We start from the raw sequence: 17,745 nt of genomic DNA on the forward strand, positions 1-17,745 counted from the left end.
GACGGCGAGGAGCGGCCCGGCGCGCCCGTGCCCGCGACGGCGGGAGGCGCCGCCGTGGCGAGAGCCGTAACGGGCGGACGCGTGGCGGCCCGCGACGAGCGGGCGGCCCGCACGTCACGAAGACGCGAGAGGCCGCGCGACGCGCGACGGCGCCGGCGCGGCCTCCAGCGGCACGGTCAGGCGATGGCGAAGCCGAAGTCCTTGTCGGAGTAGGGCCCGATCACCGCGAGCGTCAGCGGCCGGTTGAGGATGTCCCCGGCGACCGCCGCGATCTCCTCGGGGGTGACCCCTTCGATCCGCCCGAGCACCTCGTCGACCGTCATGAGCCGTTCGTACACGAGCTCGCTCTTGCCGATCCTGGACATGCGCGATCCGGTGTCCTCCAGGCCGAGCACCAGTCCGCCACGCATCTGGCCCTTGCCGCGGGCGATCTCCTCGGGAGTGATGCCCTCGGCCACGACCCGGGCCACCTCGTCGCGGCAGATCTTGAGCACGTCGTCCACCTTCGAGGGCAGGCAGCCCACGTAGATGCCGAACTGCCCGGTGTCGGCGTACTGGGAGGTGTAGCTGTAGGCGCTGTAGGCCAGGCCGCGCTTCTCCCGGATCTCCTGGAACAGCCGCGACGACATGCCGCCGCCGAGCGCCGCGTTCAGGACGCCGAGGGCGAAGCGCCGGTCGTCGTTGCGGTGGACGGCGGTCATGCCGAGCACCAGGTTGGCCTGCTCGGTGGGCCGGTCGAGCACCCGGACGCCGCTGCGGACGTCCACGCCGGGACCGCCGAGCCGCGGGGGCGCGGGCTCGGCGGAGCCGCCGAGGGCGCCCGCCCGCTCGTACGCCGCCGCGACCAGCGCGACCACCCGCTCGTGGTCGATGTTGCCCGCCACCGACACGACCGTGCGGGGCGGGATGTAGAACCGCTGGTAGTACTCGTGGATGCGGTCACGGGTGAGCGCGTTGATCGACTCCTCGTTGCCGAGGATCGGGCGGCCCACCGGCGTGTCGCCGTACAACTCGGCGGAGAACTGCTCGTGCACCACGTCCGAGGGATCGTCGTCGTGCATGGCGATCTCCTCCAGGATCACGCCGCGCTCCGACTCCACGTCCTCCTCGGTGATCAGCGAGGAGGTCACCACGTCGGCGAGCACGTCGATCGCCAGCGGCAGGTCCTCGTCGAGCACCCGGGCGTAGTAGCAGGTGTACTCCTTGGCGGTGAACGCGTTGATCTCACCGCCGATGCCCTCGATGGACGCCGAGATCTCCATGGCGTCACGCGTGGGCGTGCCCTTGAAGAGCAGGTGCTCCAGGAAGTGGGTGGCCCCCATGTGCTCGGGGGCCTCGTCACGCGAACCGATGCCCACCCACAGGCCGACCGCCACGCTTCGCACGGTCGGCATCGTCTCGGTCACGACCCGCAGGCCGCCGGGCAGGACGGTGCGGCGGATGACCCCCGCACCGTCCTTGCCCGGGAACAGCGTCTCGGTCGTCACGAGTTGCGCTCGTCACGTCCGCCACGGGTGCGGCTGCGGCTGCGGCGCGGCGTCCGCGGCTGCTCCTCCTCCACCGGAGCGTCGGCGGCCTCGGCGGGAGCGGCGGGCGCGGCCTCGCCGTTCTCGGCCGCGGCCTCCTTCTCGGCGGCCTCCTTCTCGACCACCTCGACCGGCACCAGCGAGAGCTTGCCGCGCGAGTCGATCTCGGCGATCTCCACCTGGATCTTCTCGCCGACGTTCATGACGTCCTCGACGTTCTCGATACGCCGGCCGCCGTGCAGCTTGCGGATCTGCGAGACGTGCAGCAGGCCGTCCTTGCCCGGCAGCAGCGAGACGAACGCGCCGAAGGCGGCGATCTTGACGACCGTGCCCAGGTAACGCTCGCCGACCTCCGGCATGTGCGGGTTCGCGATGCCGTTGATCAGCGTACGGGCGGCCTCGGCGGACGGGCCGTCGGTGGCGCCGATGTAGATCGTGCCGTCGTCCTCGATGGTGATCTCGGCGCCCGTGTCGTCCTGGATCTGGTTGATCATCTTGCCCTTGGGGCCGATGACCTCGCCGATCTTGTCGACCGGCACCTTGATCGTGATGATGCGCGGCGCGGTCGGGTTCATCTCCGCCGGAGAGTCGATGGCCTCCTGCATCACGTCGAGGATCGCCAGCCGGGCGCCCCTCGCCTGCTTCAGGGCCGCGGCGAGCACGTGGGCCGGAATGCCGTCCAGCTTGGTGTCGAGCTGGAGCGCGGTGATCAGGTCCTTGGTGCCGGCGACCTTGAAGTCCATGTCGCCCATGGCGTCCTCGGCGCCGAGGATGTCGGTCAGCGTGACGTAGGTGTCACCCTCGCCGATGAGGCCCATCGCGATGCCGGCGACCATCTCCTTGAGCGGCACGCCCGCGTCGAGCAGGGCCATCGTGGAGGCGCAGACCGACCCCATGGAGGTCGAGCCGTTCGACCCGAGCGCCTCCGACACCTGCCGGATGGCGTACGGGAACTCCTCGCGCGACGGCAGCACGGGGATCAGCGCCCGCTCGGCCAGCGCGCCGTGGCCGATCTCGCGGCGCTTCGGCGAGCCCACGCGGCCCGTCTCGCCCGTGGAGTACGGCGGGAAGTTGTAGTTGTGCATGTAGCGCTTGGTCCGCTCGGGATTGAGCGTGTCGATCATCTGCTCCATGCGCAGCATGTTCAGCGTCGTGATGCCGAGGATCTGCGTCTCACCCCGCTCGAACAGGGCCGACCCGTGCACCCGCGGCACCACGTGGACCTCGGCGTTGAGCTGCCGGATGTCCTTCGGGCCGCGGCCGTCGATGCGGACGCCCTCGCTGATGACGCGCTCGCGCATCAGCTTCTTGGTGAGCGACCGGAACGCGGCGCCGATCTCCTTCTCACGGCCCTCGAAGTCCGGCAGCAGCTTCTCGGCCGCCAGCAGCTTGACGCGGTCGATCTCCAGCTCGCGCTCCTGCTTGCCCGCGATCGTCAGGGCGGAGGCGAGCTCGCTCTTGACGGCGGCGGCGACGGCCTCCAGGACGTCGTCCTGGTAGTCGAGGAAGATCGGGTACTCGGCGGTCGGCTTGGCGGCGACCTCGGCCAGCTTCGACTGGGCCTCGCAGAGCACCTTGATGAACGGCTTGGCGGCATCCAGGCCCTGGGCCACGGCCTCCTCGGTCGGGGCGACCGCGCCCTCGGCGACCAGCTTGAGCGTGTCGCGGGTCGACTCGGCCTCGACCATCATGATCGCGACGTCGCCGTCGGCCAGGACGCGCCCGGCGACGACCATGTCGAACGTGGCGCGCTCGAGCTCGGTGTGGGTCGGGAACGCCACCCACTGGCCGTCGATCAGCGCGACGCGGACGCCGCCGATCGGGCCGGAGAACGGCAGCCCGGCGAGCTGCGTGGACATGCTCGCGGCGTTGATCGCGATCACGTCGTACAGGTGCTCGGGGTGCAGGGCCATGATCGTCGCGACGATCTGGATCTCGTTGCGCAGGCCCTTGACGAACGACGGGCGCAGCGGCCGGTCGATGAGGCGGCAGGTGAGGATCGCGTCCTCGGACGGCCTGCCCTCCCGGCGGAAGAACGAGCCGGGGATGCGGCCGGCCGCGTACATCCGCTCCTCGACGTCGACCGTGAGCGGGAAGAAGTCCAGGTTCTCCTTGGGATGCTTCGACGCGGTGGTCGCGGACAGGATCATCGTCTCGTCGTCCAGGTACGCGACGGCGCTTCCCGCCGCCTGCCGGGCGAGCCGCCCGGTCTCGAACCTGATCGTGCGCGTGCCGAAGGGGCCGTTGTCGATGACGGCCTCTGTGCTGTGGACACCCTCCACGGGGGACCTCCTCTTTCGGGTCGGTCTCCCGCGTCCTCGGTCGCCGGGCTCCCCGTTCAGGTGCAGTGCCGGTCTTCGATCGAAGCGCCCGGTCCGTACAAACGGCTGTCGCCGTGCCGACCGGGGGCCACTACCGAGGACCGGCCCTCTCACGCCGCGGGATCGCGCTGCGGCTTGCTTGCGGACGCGGGGCAGTTGGTCTCGGCTATTCAGTTGTTTCGCTCAGGCCATTGTGGCCCGTTATGGAAAAGGAGCGGCGAAGAATCGCCGCTCCTTCCTCACCTTATCGGCGAAGGCCCAGCCGCTCAATGAGGGAGCGGTAGCGGGTGATGTCCTTGGCCTGCAGGTACTTCAGCAGCCGGCGACGGCGGCCCACCAGCAGGAGCAGACCACGACGGCTGTGGTGGTCGTGCTTGTGCGTCTTCAGGTGCTCGGTGAGGTCGCTGATCCGCTTGCTCAGAAGCGCGATCTGGACCTCCGGCGACCCGGTGTCACCCTCGCTGGTGCCGTACTCGCCGATGATGGACTTGGTGGTAGCGGCGTCAAGCGACACTGCTTCTCCGTTCTGATGAAGTGGCACGCGCAACGGTTCCCAGCCCGCGAACGACCGTGCGTGCCTACAGTCGCCGTGACAGGACAGCCGGGTGGCTAACGCCACCTGAACATGGCTGACATACAACCCTACCAGCCCGTAGGACACACCGCGTCACGCCGGCCCTTCAGGATGTGAGCTCCCGGGCCCGGGCCACGTCGGCGTGCATCTGCTCGATCAGCGCCTCGATCGAGTCGAACCTCAGCGTGTCGCGCAGCCGCTCGCCGAAGTCCACCGCCACGTGCGCGCCGTACAGGTCCAGGTCGTCGCGGTCCAGCGCGTACGCCTCGACCGTGCGCTCCACTCCGTCGAACGTGGGGTTGGTCCCGATCGAGATCGCGGCCGGCCAGCGCTCCCCCTCGTACGGCGAGGGGCTCTGCACGCACTGCAGCCAGCCGGCGTACACGCCCTCGGCGGGGATGGCCGTGTGCGGCGGCGACTCGACGTTGGCGGTGGGGAAGCCGAGCGCCCGGCCGCGCTGGTGTCCGCGGACCACCACGCCCTCCACCCGGTGGGGGCGGTCCAGCAGGGCGGCCGCGCCCGCGACGTCGCCGTCGGCCAGGCGCTCACGGATCAACGTGGAGGAGATGGCGTCGCCGTCGCTGACCAGAGGCACTCCCTCGGCCGTGAAGTCGTACTTCTCCCCCAGCGTCCGCAGCGTCTCCAGGTCGCCCGACGCCTTATGGCCGAAGCGGAAGTTCTCTCCCACCACGACCCCCGCCGCGTGCAACCGGTCGACCAGAGCCGTCTGGACGAACTCGTCCGGCGACATCCGGGAGAACTCCAGCGTGAACGGCAGCACGCACACCGCGTCCACGCCGAGCGCGAAGAGCAGTTCGGCCCGGCGGGCGGTGGAGGTGAGCCGCGGCGGGTGGCTGCCGGGCCGTACGACCTCGTCGGGGTGCGGGTCGAAGGTGACGGCCACGGCCGGCAGCCCCAGACCGCGGGCCATGTCCACCGTGCGGGTCACCATCCGCTGGTGACCGAGATGCACGCCGTCGAACACGCCGATGGTGACGACGGACCTGCCCCAGTCCTGTGGGACCTCGTCCAGCCCGTGCCAGCTCTGCACCTCGACCTCGCTTCTGTGTTCATCTGCCGCGCCTTCGGCGCGGCGCCTCGGGGCGCCCATAGGCCGTGTCTTCCCTCGGTACGTGCTCGCTCGTTCCTCGCTCCGCGCGCTCCTCAGTCCAGACCCGGCCGCGCCCCTCGCACTTTCCTGCCTCGCGTGGGAAGCGCAGTAGACAGACTGCCATGCCCCGCGGGCTGCCGGGGAACCAGCCCCGGCGTCAGGAGACGAAGACGACCAGAGGCCGGGCCGTCCCGCCACGCTCCTCCGCGAGCGCGAGCAGCGCTCCGTCCGGCCCGAAGACGCCGATCGGGCCGGGCCCGAGGCCCGCCGCGCGCAGCCTGCCGCCGTGCGCGACCAGCCGCGCCTCGTCCTCGCCCACGTCCCTGCGGGGGAAGGCCGCCGCCACCGCGTCGGCCATGGGCATGATGACGCACTCCCGGGCGAGGTCCTCGATCGTGCGGGCCGCCTCGATGCCGTACGGCCCGACCCGGGTGCGGCGCAGCCGGGTGAGGTGGCCGCCGACGCCGAGCGACGCCCCGAGATCGCGGGCCAGCGCCCGGATGTAGGTGCCGCTGGAGCAGGTGATCACGGCGTCCAGGTCCACCGTCTCCGGGGTCCGCCTGATCTCCCCGACCTCGAACGCGTGGATCGTGACCGGCCGGGCGGCCAGCGCCACCTCCTCGCCGGCGCGGGCCCGTTTGTAGGCCCGCTGGCCGTCCACCTTGATGGCGCTCACCTGCGGCGGGACCTGCATGATCTCACCGGTGAGCGCGGCGACGCCCTTGTGCACCTGCTCGTCGGTCACGTGCCCGGCCGGGGTGGCGGCGACCACCTCGCCCTCGGCGTCGTCGGTGTTCGTCGTCACGCCGAGGCGGATCGTCGCCTCGTAGACCTTCTCGGTCAGCGCGAGGTGCCCGAGGAGCCGGGTCGCCTTCTCCACCCCGATCACCAGCACGCCGGTGGCCATCGGGTCGAGGGTGCCCGCGTGGCCGACCTTGCGGGTGCCCGCGACGCCGCGCATCTTGCCGACCACGTCGTGCGACGTCCAGTCGGACGGCTTGTCCACGATGATCAGGCCGCTCGGCGGAGGAGTTCTTCTGGGCTGTGTCCTTCTTGGCTGTGCCGGGCTCACGGCCGGCTCCCTTCCGGGGCGAGGTGAGGACGCAGGGCGGCCAGCGTGTCCGCCACCGACAGCGCCGAGGAGAATCCGGCGGCACGCGGGTGGCCGCCGCCGCCGAGCGCGGCGCAGGCCCGCGCCACGTCCACCGCGCCCTTCGACCGGGTCGAGACGTTCCAGCCGCCCTCGTCGTCCTCCTTGAGGACGACCGCGACCTCCGCCTCGTCGACCCGGCGCACGACGTCGATCATGCCTTCCACCTCGTCGTACGGCAGGCCCTCCGCGGCGCGGTCGGCGCGGCTCACGTACGTCCACACCAGCCCCAGGCCGCCCGCGGCGTCCGGCTCCAGAGCGGCCCGCCCGAGCGCCGTGCCGAGCACCCGCAGGTACGCGAACGGCGAGCGGTCCCACAGCTCCCTGGCGATCTCCTCCGGGCGCAGTCCCGTGGCGAGCAGCCGGCCGGCCATGGCGTGGGCGGCCGGAGTGGTGATGGAGTGCCGGAAGGAGCCGGTGTCGGTCACCAGGCCGGCGTACAGGCAGGTGGCGACCTCCCGGTCCACCGTGAGCCCGAGCCGGCGGATGAGCTCCTCGACGACCATCGTGGTCGAGGCCGCCGTGGGATCCACGAGGTGGACCGTCCCGAAGCGGGTGTTCGACACGTGGTGGTCGATCACGACGAGCTCGCCGGCCTTGCCCGCGTGGGGCGCGAGCAGGCCCAGCCGCTCCATCGTGGAGGCGTCGAAGGTGACCATCAGGTCGGGCTCGGCGGGATAGGCCGACGGCTCCACCAGCAGCCGCTGCCCGGGCAGGAACCGCAGCAGCCGGGGCACCGCGAAGACCCGGTCGCCGAAGGACGCCACGACCTTCTTCCCGGTGCGGGCGAGCGCCAGCCCCAGGCCGAGCATCGCGCCGAGGGCGTCCCCGTCCGGGGACACGTGGCAGGCGAGGGCCAGGGAGCCGGCGGCGTCGATCAGATCGGCCGCCCGCCGCCAGTCCGTCTCGCCGATCGCCGTCTCGTCGATCGTGGTCACCGCGCGGGGCGTCCCGCCCGGCCGGAGGGCTCGTCCTCGCCCTCTTCCTCGGCCGCCTCGGTGTCGAGGTCCTCTTCGAAGCGGTAGGGGTCGGCGTCCCCGGCGAACTTCGCGCCCTCCGCCTGACGGGCGACCTCGGCGTCCTTGGCCTTGGCGAGCGCGAACAAGTCGTCCATGTGACGTGCGTTGTCGGGGAGGGGGTCGTGCACGAACGTGAGGCTGGGGGTGTGCCGAAGGCCGGTCTGCCGGCCGACCTCGGACCGGATGATGCCCTTCGCGCTCTCCAGGGCGGCGGCCGTGTCGGCCCGCTCCGCCTCGGAGCCGAACACCGTGTAGTAGACGGTCGCGTCGCTCAGATCCGCGGTGACCTTGGCGTCGGTCACCGTCACGAACCCCAGCCGCGGATCCTTGATCCGCCGCTCCAGCATCTCCGCGACCACCTGCTGGATGCGGTCGGCCAGCTTTCTGGCACGCGCTGCGTCCATGCTCACGCTCCCTCGTATCTGTACGGCTGACGCGCGGGCCGGGCCGTCTATTCCTCGTGGTCGTTGAAGAGCCGCCGTCGCGCGGACAGCAACTCGATCTCGGGATGGTAGGCGACCAGGCGTTCGCAGGCGTCCAGCACCTCGTCGCAGTTGGCCGCGGACGCCGACACGACGGCCACGCCGATCTCGGCGCGCCGGTGCAGGTCGAGGTGCCCCGCCTCCGCGACGGCGATGGCGGGGTACTTGCGCTGGATCTCGGCGATGAGCGGCCGGACCAGCGAGCGCTTCTGCTTCAGCGAACGGACGTCGCCCAGCAGGATGTCCAGAGTAAGAGCACCGATGAACATGGGTTCTCACCACGTCCCGGACGCCGGGCCGCCGCCCCCGCGCGTGGCGGGGGCGGCGGCACGATGCGTCAGACGCGCGGCTTCTCCTGCATCTCGAACGTCTCGATGACGTCCTCGACCTTGATGTCGCTGTAACCGACACCGATACCGCACTCGAAGCCCTCGCGGACCTCGGTCGCGTCGTCCTTGAAGCGGCGCAGCGACGAGACGGTGAGGTTGTCGGCCACCACGACACCGTCGCGGATGAGCCGGGCCTTGCTGTTGCGGGTGATGACGCCCGAGCGGACGATCGAACCGGCGACGTTGCCGATCTTCGGAACCTTGAAGACCTCGCGGATCTCGGCGGTGCCGGTCCTGACCTCCTCGAACTCCGGCTTGAGCATGCCCTTGAGGGCCGCTTCGATCTCCTCGATCGCCTGGTAGATGACCGAGTAGTACCGGATGTCCACGCCCTCGCGCTCGGCCAGGTCCCGCGCCCGAACCTCGGGCCGGACGTTGAAGCCGATGATGACGGCGTTGTCGTCGCCCATCGCCAGGTTGACGTCGTGCTCGGTGATGGCGCCGACCGCGCGGTGGAGCACCCGCAGGCGCACCTCGTCGCCGACGTCGATCTTGAGCAGCGCGTCCTCCAGGGCCTCGACGGAACCGGAGACGTCACCCTTGATGATGAGCTTGAGCTCGTCGACCTGACCCTTCTCGAGGTCCTTGAACAGCTCCTCGAGAGTGCGGCGGCGGCCGGACTTCGCCATGTCGGCGATCCGCTGCCTGGCCGCCCGCTGCTGGGCGATCTGGCGGGCCATCCGGTCGTCGGTGACGACGATGAAGTTGTCACCGGCGCGCGGGACGGCCGTCAGACCGAGGACCAGGACCGGACGCGACGGGTCGGCCTCTTCGACCGTCTCGCCGTTGTCGTCCAGCATGGCGCGGACGCGGCCGAACGCCTCACCACAGACGATCGAGTCGCCCACCCGGAGCGTGCCGCGCTGCACGAGCACGGTCGCGACCGGGCCGCGGCCCTTGTCGAGGTGCGCCTCGATCGCGAGGCCCTGGGCGTCCATCTCCGGGTTGGCCCGCAGGTCCAGCTCGGCGTCGGCGGTCAGCAGGATGGCCTCGAGCAGGTTGTCGATGCCCAGGCTCTGCTTGGCGGAGATGTCGACGAACAGGGTGGAGCCACCGAACTCCTCGGCCACCAGGCCGTACTCGGTGAGCTGGGCCCGCACCTTGGTCGGGTCCGCACCCTCCTTGTCGATCTTGTTGACCGCCACCACGACCGGGACGTTCGCCGCCTGGGCGTGGTTGAGCGCCTCGATGGTCTGCGGCTTCACACCGTCGTCGGCCGCGACCACCAGCACCGCGATGTCGGTGGCCTGCGCACCACGGGCACGCATGGCGGTGAACGCCTCGTGACCCGGGGTGTCGATGAAGGTGATCTTCCGCGGCTCACCCTCGTGCGTCGTGCCCACCTGGTAGGCGCCGATGTGCTGGGTGATGCCGCCGGCCTCGCGGGCCACCACGTTGGTGTGACGGATCGCGTCGAGCAGCTTCGTCTTACCGTGGTCGACGTGACCCATGACGGTCACGACCGGCGGACGCGGCGCGAGGTCGGCCTCGTCGCCCTCGTCCTCGCCGAACTCGATCTTGAAGGACTCGAGGAGCTCGCGGTCCTCCTCCTCCGGGCTGACGACCTGGACGTCGTAGTCCAGCTCGGCGCCGAGAAGCTGCAGCGTCTCCTCGTTGACCGACTGCGTCGCCGTCACCATCTCGCCGAGGTGCAGCATGATCTGCACCAGCGACGCGGGGTTGGCGCCGATCCGGTCGGCGAAGTCCGACAGGGACGCGCCCCGCGGAAGACGGATGGTCTGCCCGCCGCCGCGCGGAACCTGCACGCCACCGATCGCCGGGGCCTGCATGTTGTCGAACTCCTGGCGCCTCTGGCGCTTGGACTTGCGGCCACGGGTCGGACGGCCGCCAGGACGCCCGAACGCGCCCGCCGTGCCGCCACCGCGGCCACGGCCGCCGCCGCCACCCGGACGGCCGGCGAAGCCGCCGCCGCCACCGCCCGGACCGCCACCGGGACCGCCGGGGCGACCGGCGCCCGTGGCGCCACCGGGACGCGGACCGCCGAAGCCACCGGGACGACCGCCGCCGCCACCCGGACGGCCGCCGCCGCCACCGGGGCGACCGCCGCCGCCACCGGGACCACCGGGGCGACCACCGCCGCCCGGCGCGGCCGGACGACCCTGCGGCATCATCATCGGATTCGGACGCGGACCGCCCGGACGCGGGCCACCGGCGCCGGGGCCGGGGCGCGGACCGCCCATGCCCGGTCCGGGACGCGGGCCCGCGGGCCCGGGACGCGGACCACCGGCGCCCGGAGCGCCGGAACGCGCGGCGGGCGGACGCGGCATGGCGCCGTCACGGCCGCCGTCACGGCGCGGCTCACGCGGACCGCCGTCCGCACGCTCGGGACGGTCACCGCGGTCGGGACGACCGCCGTCGCGACCGCCGGGACGCGCCGGGCGCTGGCCCATGCCGCTGGCGTTCGAGGAGAACGGGTTGTTGCCCGGACGCGGGCCACGCGGGCCCGGCTTGGGCCCGCCGGGACGCGGAGCGCCGCCGGTGGGCGCACCGGGACCGGCGGGTGCGCCGCCCGGGCGCGGGGCCGAGGCCGGCCTGGGACCGGGCTTCGGCGCGCCGGCGCCGGGAGCACCCGGCCTGGGACCCGCGGCCGCAGGACGCGGGGCCTCCGGACGCGCGCCACCCTCCGGACGCGGCGTCTGCGGACGGGCGGCCTCGGGGCGCGCCGTGTCCGGCTGGGACACCGGCGGGTGAGGCATCGGGACCGGACGCGGAGCGGGCCGCGGGCCGGGCTTCGGGCCCGGCTTGGCCACCGCGCCGGTGGACTGGGAAACGGGCGCCTGCGGGGCGCCCCCGTTGGCCTGGCTCTCAGCCGGCCTCGGCGCAGGCTTCGGCTGCGCCGGACGGGCGGGCCTACCCCCGCCCTTGGAGGCGTCACCCTTGAACGCCTCGGTCAGTTTGCGGACGACCGGCGCCTCTATCGTCGAGGACGCCGACCTCACGAACTCGCCCATTTCGGTGAGCTTGGCCATGACGACCTTGCTCTCGACCCCGAACTCCTTGGCGAGCTCGTATACGCGGACCTTCGCCACTGCACTCCCTAACTCGGCCCGGGAGGCTTGCAGTGCCGCCGGACCGTCGCTACCTGAACGTACTCATCGCCGCGTGCTCATCAGGCGCTCATAGCAATCTGACTCCGCCCATCAACTCGGCGTCCTACATGACAATTTCGTCGTGCCCTGGCTCCCGGAGCCGATACCGAGGGCCAGCGGTAACCATTCACCCGGACCGCCCCGGCGTCAACCCCTCCACGTGAGCCCGCAAGAGCGACGTGTCGAGCGGCCCCTCCGCGCGGAACGCGCGAGGGAACGCCCGGCGATGCTCGGCGAGCTCCAGACAGCGCGGGGACGGATGCAGCGACGCACCGCGTCCCGGAAGCCGTCCTGCCGTGTCGGGGACGATCACGCCCTCGGCCACGACCAGGCGGAGCAACTCGGACTTTACCGTGCGAACCCGGCAGCCCACACACGTTCTCAGCGGGGCTGCCTGGTAACCATATTCCAGCTTACCTTGCCGACGCATCAGCGGGATCAGCAGGTGCCTGCTCGGTGTCCGGCCGGATGTCGATCCGCCAGCCCGTCAGACGGTTGGCGAGGCGGGCGTTCTGCCCTTCCTTGCCGATCGCCAGGGACAACTGGTAGTCGGGCACGATCACCCGCGCGGTGCGGCTGTCGGCGTCGACCACCTCGACACGGGAAACGCGCGCCGGCGACAGGGCATTCCCGACGAACTCGGCCGGATCGTCCGACCAGTCGATAATGTCGATCTTCTCGCCGTGCAACTCCGTCATGACGTTGCGCACGCGCGAGCCCATCGGGCCGATGCAGGCGCCCTTGGCGTTGACGCCGGGCTTGCGCGACCTCACCGCGATCTTGGTGCGGTGCCCGGCCTCGCGCGCGATCGCCGCGATCTCCACCGTGCCGTCGGCGATCTCCGGGACCTCCAGCGCGAAGAGCTTCTTCACGAGGTTGGGATGAGTGCGCGACAGGGTGACCGACGGGCCCTTGGGCCCCTTCTTCACCTGCACGACGTAGCAGCGGATGCGCTCGCCGTGCGCGTACTCCTCGCCCGGGACCTGCTCGTTGTGCGGCAGGATCGCCTCGATCTTGCCCAGGTCGACCAGCACCACCCGCGGGTCCTTGCCCTGCTGGATGACGCCCGCGACCAGCTCGCCCTCACGGCTGGCGAACTCGCCGAAGTTGATCTCGTCCTCGGCGTCGCGCAGCTGCTGCAGGATCACCTGCTTGGCCGTGGTGGCGGCGATCCGGCTGAAGTTGGACGGGGTGTCGTCGTACTCCCGCACGACGTCGCCGTTCTCGTCCAGCTCGGCCGCCCAGATGATCACGTGGCCCGTGTCGCGGTCCAGCTCGGCGCGCGCCTTCTGCGCCGCGCCCTCCGTCCGGAAGTACGCGATGAGCAATGCGTCCTCGATCGCCTTGACGACCAGGTCGAAGGAGATGTCCTTCTCCCGCTCCAGGCTGCGCAGGACGCTCATGTCAATGTCCACAAGGCTCCCCCTAGCCCTCGTCGTCGGCGTCGTCGATGTCTTCGTCGACATCGAGGTCCTCGTCAAGTTCGTCGTCGAGCCCGGCGTCGCGCCGGTTGAACTCGACCTGCACCCGGCCGCGCACCAGCTCGCCGTACGCGAGGCGGCGCGTGCCGTCCAGCTCCACGCCGGTCTCGTCGGCCTCGGTCACGCGGCCCTCCGCGGAGGTGCCGTCCCGCAGCTCCGCCTTCACCAGCCGCCCGCGCGCCCGGCGCCAGTGACGCGGCTCGGTGAGCGGCCTGTCGACGCCGGGAGAGGTGACCTCGAGGACGTACGGGCTGCCGCCGAGGACGTCCTCCTCGTCGAGCCGCTTGGAGACCGACTGACTCACGTCGGCCACGTCGTCCAGGCTCACGCCGCCGTCCCGGTCCACCACGACGCGCACCAGCCGCCGGCGGCCCGCCGGCGTTACCGTCACGTCCTCCAGGTCGAAACCCTCGGCGGCGACCACCGGGCCGAGCAGCTCAACCAGGCGGCCGCGTCGAGCGTCGCTGCCCATGCCGACCTCCCAATGACCGTGTGGCTGTGACCGTGTGCCTAGCCCGATGTGCCAACAGCCTATCGACACCGGGAGGTGGAAACAGCGCCACACCCGAGCGGCGCTCCGACACGTGCACGATCATCGTGGTCACGGGGCGATGACCACTGGGCGGCGCGCCGTACGATGCTGTGTCGTGAGACACAGCGGCGGGGCACGGGTGACGAGACGCGTGTTGCTGGGCTCCGCCGCCGCGGCGGGCCTGGCCGCGGCCGGCTGCTCGTCGAGCCCGCGGCGACCGGCAGCGCCGGCGTCGCCGGACCCGCAGGCCGTGCTGCTCACCTTGCTGATCGCCGGCAAGGAGCAGCTGGTGTCGTTGTACGGGCGCGCGGTCGCCGCTCTGCCGGACCGGGCCGCGGCGCTGGAGCCGTTCCGTCAGCGCCACGTGGCCCATCTGCAGGCCCTGCGCGTGCTCCTGCCCGCCGCGAACGGCACGGGAACGTTCCCCGCGAGTTCCGCGCCGCCGTCCCCGGCCTCGCCCTCGCCCTCCGGGTCGCCGACGGAAGGGCAGCCGGCGGTCTCGGTGAAGGCGCTGAGGGACGCCGAGCGGCGCGCCGCGTCGGGGCGCCCGGCGCAGATGGCCGCGGCCTCCCCCGCCCTCTCCCAGCTCCTGGCGAGCATCGGGGCCTGCGAGGCCGTCCACGTCGTCGCCCTGGGGAGGGTGCGTGACTGAGAGCCCGACCGGGCCGCCGGCCGGCGACGTGCTCGGCCGCGTCCTGTCCGCCGAGCACGCCGCCGTGTTCGCGTACGGAGTGATCGGCGGAAAGACGAGCGGTGCGCTGCTCAGGCGCGCCATGGCGGGGTTCGACGCCCACCGGGCGCGGCGCGACCAGCTCCGCGCGCTGATCACCCAGCGGGGCGGCACCCCCGCCGAACCGGGCCCGACCTACCGCCTGCCCTTCGAGGTGCGCAAACCGGCCGACGCGGTGCGCCTGGCCGTGCTCGTGGAGCAGCGGATGATCACGGCCTACCTGGAGCTTGCCGCCGAGCCCGACCCCGCCCTGCGGCGGATCGCCGCGCTGACCGCGCAGGAGTGCGCGACCCGGGCGTACGGCTGGCAGCCGAAGATCGGCGACCCGTTCCCGGGCATGGGCAGGGACGGCGCCGACTTCGACGCCGCCATCCCCACACAGGAGGCCGAATCCGCCGCGGCGGACAGCTCCGCAGAAACCGACCCCCCCACCCCCTCCGGCCCGTGATCTTGCAGTTTGTCGCACTCGAGCCTTTGACCAGGGCGTCCAGCCTCGGTGATCATGCAGATAACACGCACCCGAGCCTCCTGCCCGCGCAAACCCCTTCCGTGATCTTGCAATTGCAAGATCACGGAAGAAGAAGCCGCAGGCAAACCCCATGAAGAGGTGACCTTATGCAAGATCACGGGGGCACTATGGCCAGCTCAGGCAGGCTCACTGCGACAAACTACAAGATCACGCGGGGTGGGGGTGGCAGGCGGTCAGGACCCGGTCGACGGCCTCGTCCAGCGGGATCTCCTCCTTGGTGCCGGTGACCCGGTCGCGCAGCTCGACCACGCCGTTGGCCAGCCCCCGGCCGACGATCAGGACGGTGGGCAGGCCGAGCAGCTCGGAGTCCTTGAACTTGACGCCGGGCGACACCCCGGGACGGTCGTCCACGAGCACCCGCAGGCCCCGCGCCTCGAGGGTCTCGGCGAGCCGGCTGGCGACCTCGATCTGGTTCTCCTTGCCGGTGCCGACGATGTGCACGTCGGCGGGCGCCACCTCCCTGGGCCAGACCAGGCCCAGCTGGTCGTGGCGCTGCTCGGCGAGCACGGCCACCGCCCGGGAGACGCCGACGCCGTACGAGCCCATCGTGATGCGGATCGGCTTGCCGTCGGGCCCGAGCGCGTCGAGCTGGGCGGCGTCGGCGTACTTGCGGCCGAGCTGGAAGATGTGGCCGATCTCGATTCCGCGGTCGATCGACAGCGGCTGGGCGCAGCGGGGGCAGGCGTCGCCCGCCCGCACCTCGGCGGCCTCGATCGTGCCGTCGGGCCGGAAGTCGCGGCCCGCGACCACGTGCGCGGCGTGCCTGCCCGGCTCGTTGGCGCCCGTCACCCAGGCCGAGCCCTCCACCACGCGCGGGTCGACCAGGTAGGTGATCCCGAGGTCCCTGAGCACCTGCGGGCCGATGTAGCCGCGCACCAGGCCGGGGTGGCGGGCGAAGTCCTCGGCTTCGAAGATCTCCGGCACGCCGGGTGAGAGCGCCGCCTCCAGGCGCTTGAAGTCGACCTCGCGGTCGCCGGGCACCCCGATGATCACCGTCTTGACCTCGTCGGAGCCCGGCGTGCGGACCTTGACGACGAGGTTCTTCAGCGTGTCCGCGGCGGTGATGCCGAGGCCGTGGTGCTCGTTGACGTACGTCACCAGCGACTCGATCGTCGGGGTGTCGGGCGTGTCCAGCACCTGCATGGGCGGATGCGCGGCGGTGACGGCGGGCGGCGCGGGCGTGACGACGGCTTCGGCGTTGGCCGCGTATCCGCAGTTGTGGCAGGCCACGAAGGTGTCCTCACCGGTCGGGCAGGGGGCGAGGAACTCCTCGGAGGCCGACCCGCCCATGGCTCCCGACATCGCGAAGCAGATCTTGTAGTCGATGCCGAGGCGCTCGAAGATGCGGATGTACGCCTCGCGGTGCATCTCGTAGGACCGCTTGAGACCGTCGTCGTCGAGGTCGAAGGAGTAGGAGTCCTTCATGACGAACTCGCGGCCCCGCAGGATGCCGGCCCGGGGCCGGGCCTCGTCGCGGTACTTCGTCTGGATCTGGTAGAGGGTGACGGGATAGTCCTTGTAGGAGGAGTACTCCCCCTTCACCATGTCGGTGAACATCTCCTCGTGGGTCGGCCCCAGGAGATAGTCGGCGCCCTTGCGGTCCTTCAGCCGGAACAGCGTGTCGCCGTACTCGGTCCAGCGGCCCGTGGGCTCGTAGAAGTCCCTGGGCAGCAGCGCGGGGAAGAGCACCTCCTGCGCGCCCATCCGGTCCATCTCCTCGCGCACGACCCGCGCGACGTTCTCGAGCACGATCTTGCCGAGCGGCAGCCAGGAGTAGATGCCGGGCGCGACCCGGCGGATGTAGCCGGCGCGGACGAGCAGCTTGTGGCTCGGCACTTCCGCGTCCGCCGGATCCTCACGCAGGGTGCGCAGGAACAGGGTCGACATACGCAGCAGCACGGCTACTCCTTGCTCGTGAGAGGTCTCGCCGGGGGGCGCCTCCTCGGGGCCCGCGACGCGGAACTCCTCGCGGATCCTCGGAGACGACCTGAGAGACGAGACGAAGACGATGTGCTCTCAAGGCTATCGACTCCGGGACCCTCAGCGCCTCACGTAAACGACGGCGGGGCCGGCTCAGCCTCCGAGCAGTTCCTCCCAGTGCCGGCGCGACCGCCCTCCCGTGCCGACCGGGCCGCCGTCCAGCGCCGCCGACAGCCGCCACAGACCGGCCCTGGTCCGGTGCCGTTCCATGCCGGACGGGTCGATGGCCCGCAGCACGAAGGTCACGCCCATCACGTTCAGCATCGCCGTCGAGGTGGTCGCCGGGCCCGCGGGGGCCGCCGGCACGCTCTGCGGCCCCGGGTCGCCGATCCGCTCCATGAGCAGCGCCGCCACCTCGGCGGCGTACGGGCCGTCCCGCCACTCGATGTGCCAGGACAGGCCGGTGCCCCGCCACCAGGTGAGGTCGCGGCACGCCTCGAGCGTCTCGGCCTCCCCGGACAGGGCGGCCATGACCCGTCCCAGCGCCTCGTACCTGAGCCCGTCCGGGCCGGAGCCGTACGGCGGCGCGTCGCCGCCGTCGTCGTCATGACCGTTCTGCGGGCCGTAGGCCGTGGCCGGTGAGGCCCCGGGCTCGTCCCGCCCCCCGCGGAGTCCCCTCATGTCAGGGAGGGTGCCACCGCCCGGCCTTCTCGTCCGCGGGTTTCCCCGTCTTTTAGCCCCAGAGCCCACGGCCATCACTTTGATCGCGGCCGCCGCTCCCCCGCAACCCCGCGAATCATCACAACACGGATCCGCATGAGGTGCACGGCATGGCGTACCCCTGGCAGGGCGTGCTCGCGATGATAAAGAA

The 17,745-nt window shown here is 71.6% G+C and carries 16 protein-coding genes; 2 read left to right on the top strand and 14 right to left on the bottom strand.

The annotated features are described in order from the left end of the window. Positions 1-176 precede the first annotated feature (176 nt). From AAH991_RS21235 to rimP, 12 genes are all read right to left on the bottom strand, one after another. The gene (locus tag AAH991_RS21235) at positions 177-1,487 is read right to left on the bottom strand and encodes a M16 family metallopeptidase (protein ID WP_346227614.1); all 1,311 of its coding nucleotides are present in this window, start codon (positions 1,485-1,487) and stop codon (positions 177-179) included. Then, complete coding sequence (locus AAH991_RS21240) at positions 1,484-3,808, bottom strand: polyribonucleotide nucleotidyltransferase (RefSeq protein ID WP_346227615.1); 2,325 nt, start codon at positions 3,806-3,808, stop codon at positions 1,484-1,486. Before AAH991_RS21240 ends, AAH991_RS21235 begins: the two co-directional genes overlap by 4 nt. 283 nt (positions 3,809-4,091) lie before the next feature. Further along, entirely contained in the window at positions 4,092-4,361 is a 270-nt protein-coding gene (gene rpsO, locus AAH991_RS21245; RefSeq protein WP_030510715.1) for a 30S ribosomal protein S15, read from the bottom strand. Between the two features lie 166 nt (positions 4,362-4,527). Next, a complete protein-coding gene (locus AAH991_RS21250) occupies positions 4,528-5,472 on the bottom strand; it encodes a bifunctional riboflavin kinase/FAD synthetase (RefSeq protein ID WP_346227687.1) in 945 nt (314 codons plus the stop codon). 217 nt (positions 5,473-5,689) lie between these two features. Then, positions 5,690-6,604: a tRNA pseudouridine(55) synthase TruB gene (gene truB, locus AAH991_RS21255; RefSeq protein WP_346227616.1), complete on the bottom strand. Its 915-nt coding sequence runs from the start codon at positions 6,602-6,604 to the stop codon at positions 5,690-5,692. Beyond that, entirely contained in the window at positions 6,601-7,620 is a 1,020-nt protein-coding gene (locus tag AAH991_RS21260) for a DHH family phosphoesterase (protein ID WP_346227617.1), read from the bottom strand. Before AAH991_RS21260 ends, truB begins: the two co-directional genes overlap by 4 nt. After that, positions 7,617-8,105: a 30S ribosome-binding factor RbfA gene (gene rbfA / locus AAH991_RS21265; protein WP_346227618.1), complete on the bottom strand. Its 489-nt coding sequence runs from the start codon at positions 8,103-8,105 to the stop codon at positions 7,617-7,619. The genes AAH991_RS21260 and rbfA overlap by 4 nt, the downstream gene beginning before the upstream one ends. A 47-nt stretch (positions 8,106-8,152) precedes the next feature. Then, positions 8,153-8,452 carry a DUF503 domain-containing protein gene (locus AAH991_RS21270; RefSeq protein WP_346227619.1) on the bottom strand — a complete coding sequence of 100 codons (300 nt, stop codon included), beginning with the start codon at positions 8,450-8,452 and terminating at the stop codon, positions 8,153-8,155. Between the two features lie 68 nt (positions 8,453-8,520). Next, a complete protein-coding gene (infB, locus tag AAH991_RS21275) occupies positions 8,521-11,622 on the bottom strand; it encodes a translation initiation factor IF-2 (protein WP_346227620.1) in 3,102 nt (1,033 codons plus the stop codon). Between the two features lie 187 nt (positions 11,623-11,809). Then, positions 11,810-12,112 (bottom strand): YlxR family protein, encoded by a 303-nt coding sequence (locus tag AAH991_RS21280; RefSeq protein ID WP_346227621.1) that lies wholly within the window; start codon positions 12,110-12,112, stop codon positions 11,810-11,812. Next, a complete protein-coding gene (gene nusA, locus AAH991_RS21285) occupies positions 12,096-13,085 on the bottom strand; it encodes a transcription termination factor NusA (protein WP_346227622.1) in 990 nt (329 codons plus the stop codon). Before nusA ends, AAH991_RS21280 begins: the two co-directional genes overlap by 17 nt. A gap of 22 nt (positions 13,086-13,107) precedes the next feature. Beyond that, positions 13,108-13,635: a ribosome maturation factor RimP gene (gene rimP, locus AAH991_RS21290; RefSeq protein WP_346227623.1), complete on the bottom strand. Its 528-nt coding sequence runs from the start codon at positions 13,633-13,635 to the stop codon at positions 13,108-13,110. Between the two features lie 175 nt (positions 13,636-13,810). Between rimP and AAH991_RS21295 the strand changes: the two genes are divergently transcribed. Next, a complete protein-coding gene (locus AAH991_RS21295) occupies positions 13,811-14,347 on the top strand; it encodes a hypothetical protein (RefSeq protein WP_346227624.1) in 537 nt (178 codons plus the stop codon). Beyond that, on the top strand, positions 14,340-14,873 hold the full coding sequence (locus tag AAH991_RS21300) for a ferritin-like domain-containing protein (protein ID WP_346227625.1): 534 nt from the start codon (positions 14,340-14,342) through the stop codon (positions 14,871-14,873). Before AAH991_RS21295 ends, AAH991_RS21300 begins: the two co-directional genes overlap by 8 nt. A gap of 228 nt (positions 14,874-15,101) precedes the next feature. Here the strand turns inward: AAH991_RS21300 and AAH991_RS21305 are convergent, their stop codons facing one another. Both AAH991_RS21305 and AAH991_RS21310 read right to left on the bottom strand, forming a co-directional pair. Then, the gene (locus tag AAH991_RS21305) at positions 15,102-16,853 is read right to left on the bottom strand and encodes a proline--tRNA ligase (RefSeq protein ID WP_346227626.1); all 1,752 of its coding nucleotides are present in this window, start codon (positions 16,851-16,853) and stop codon (positions 15,102-15,104) included. Positions 16,854-17,027: 174 nt separating this feature from the next. Beyond that, positions 17,028-17,555 carry a hypothetical protein gene (locus AAH991_RS21310; protein WP_346227627.1) on the bottom strand — a complete coding sequence of 176 codons (528 nt, stop codon included), beginning with the start codon at positions 17,553-17,555 and terminating at the stop codon, positions 17,028-17,030. Between the last annotated feature and the right edge of the window lie 190 nt (positions 17,556-17,745).

The sequence above is a fragment of the Microbispora sp. ZYX-F-249 genome (genome assembly GCF_039649665.1).
Lineage (GTDB): Bacteria > Actinomycetota > Actinomycetes > Streptosporangiales > Streptosporangiaceae > Microbispora > Microbispora maris.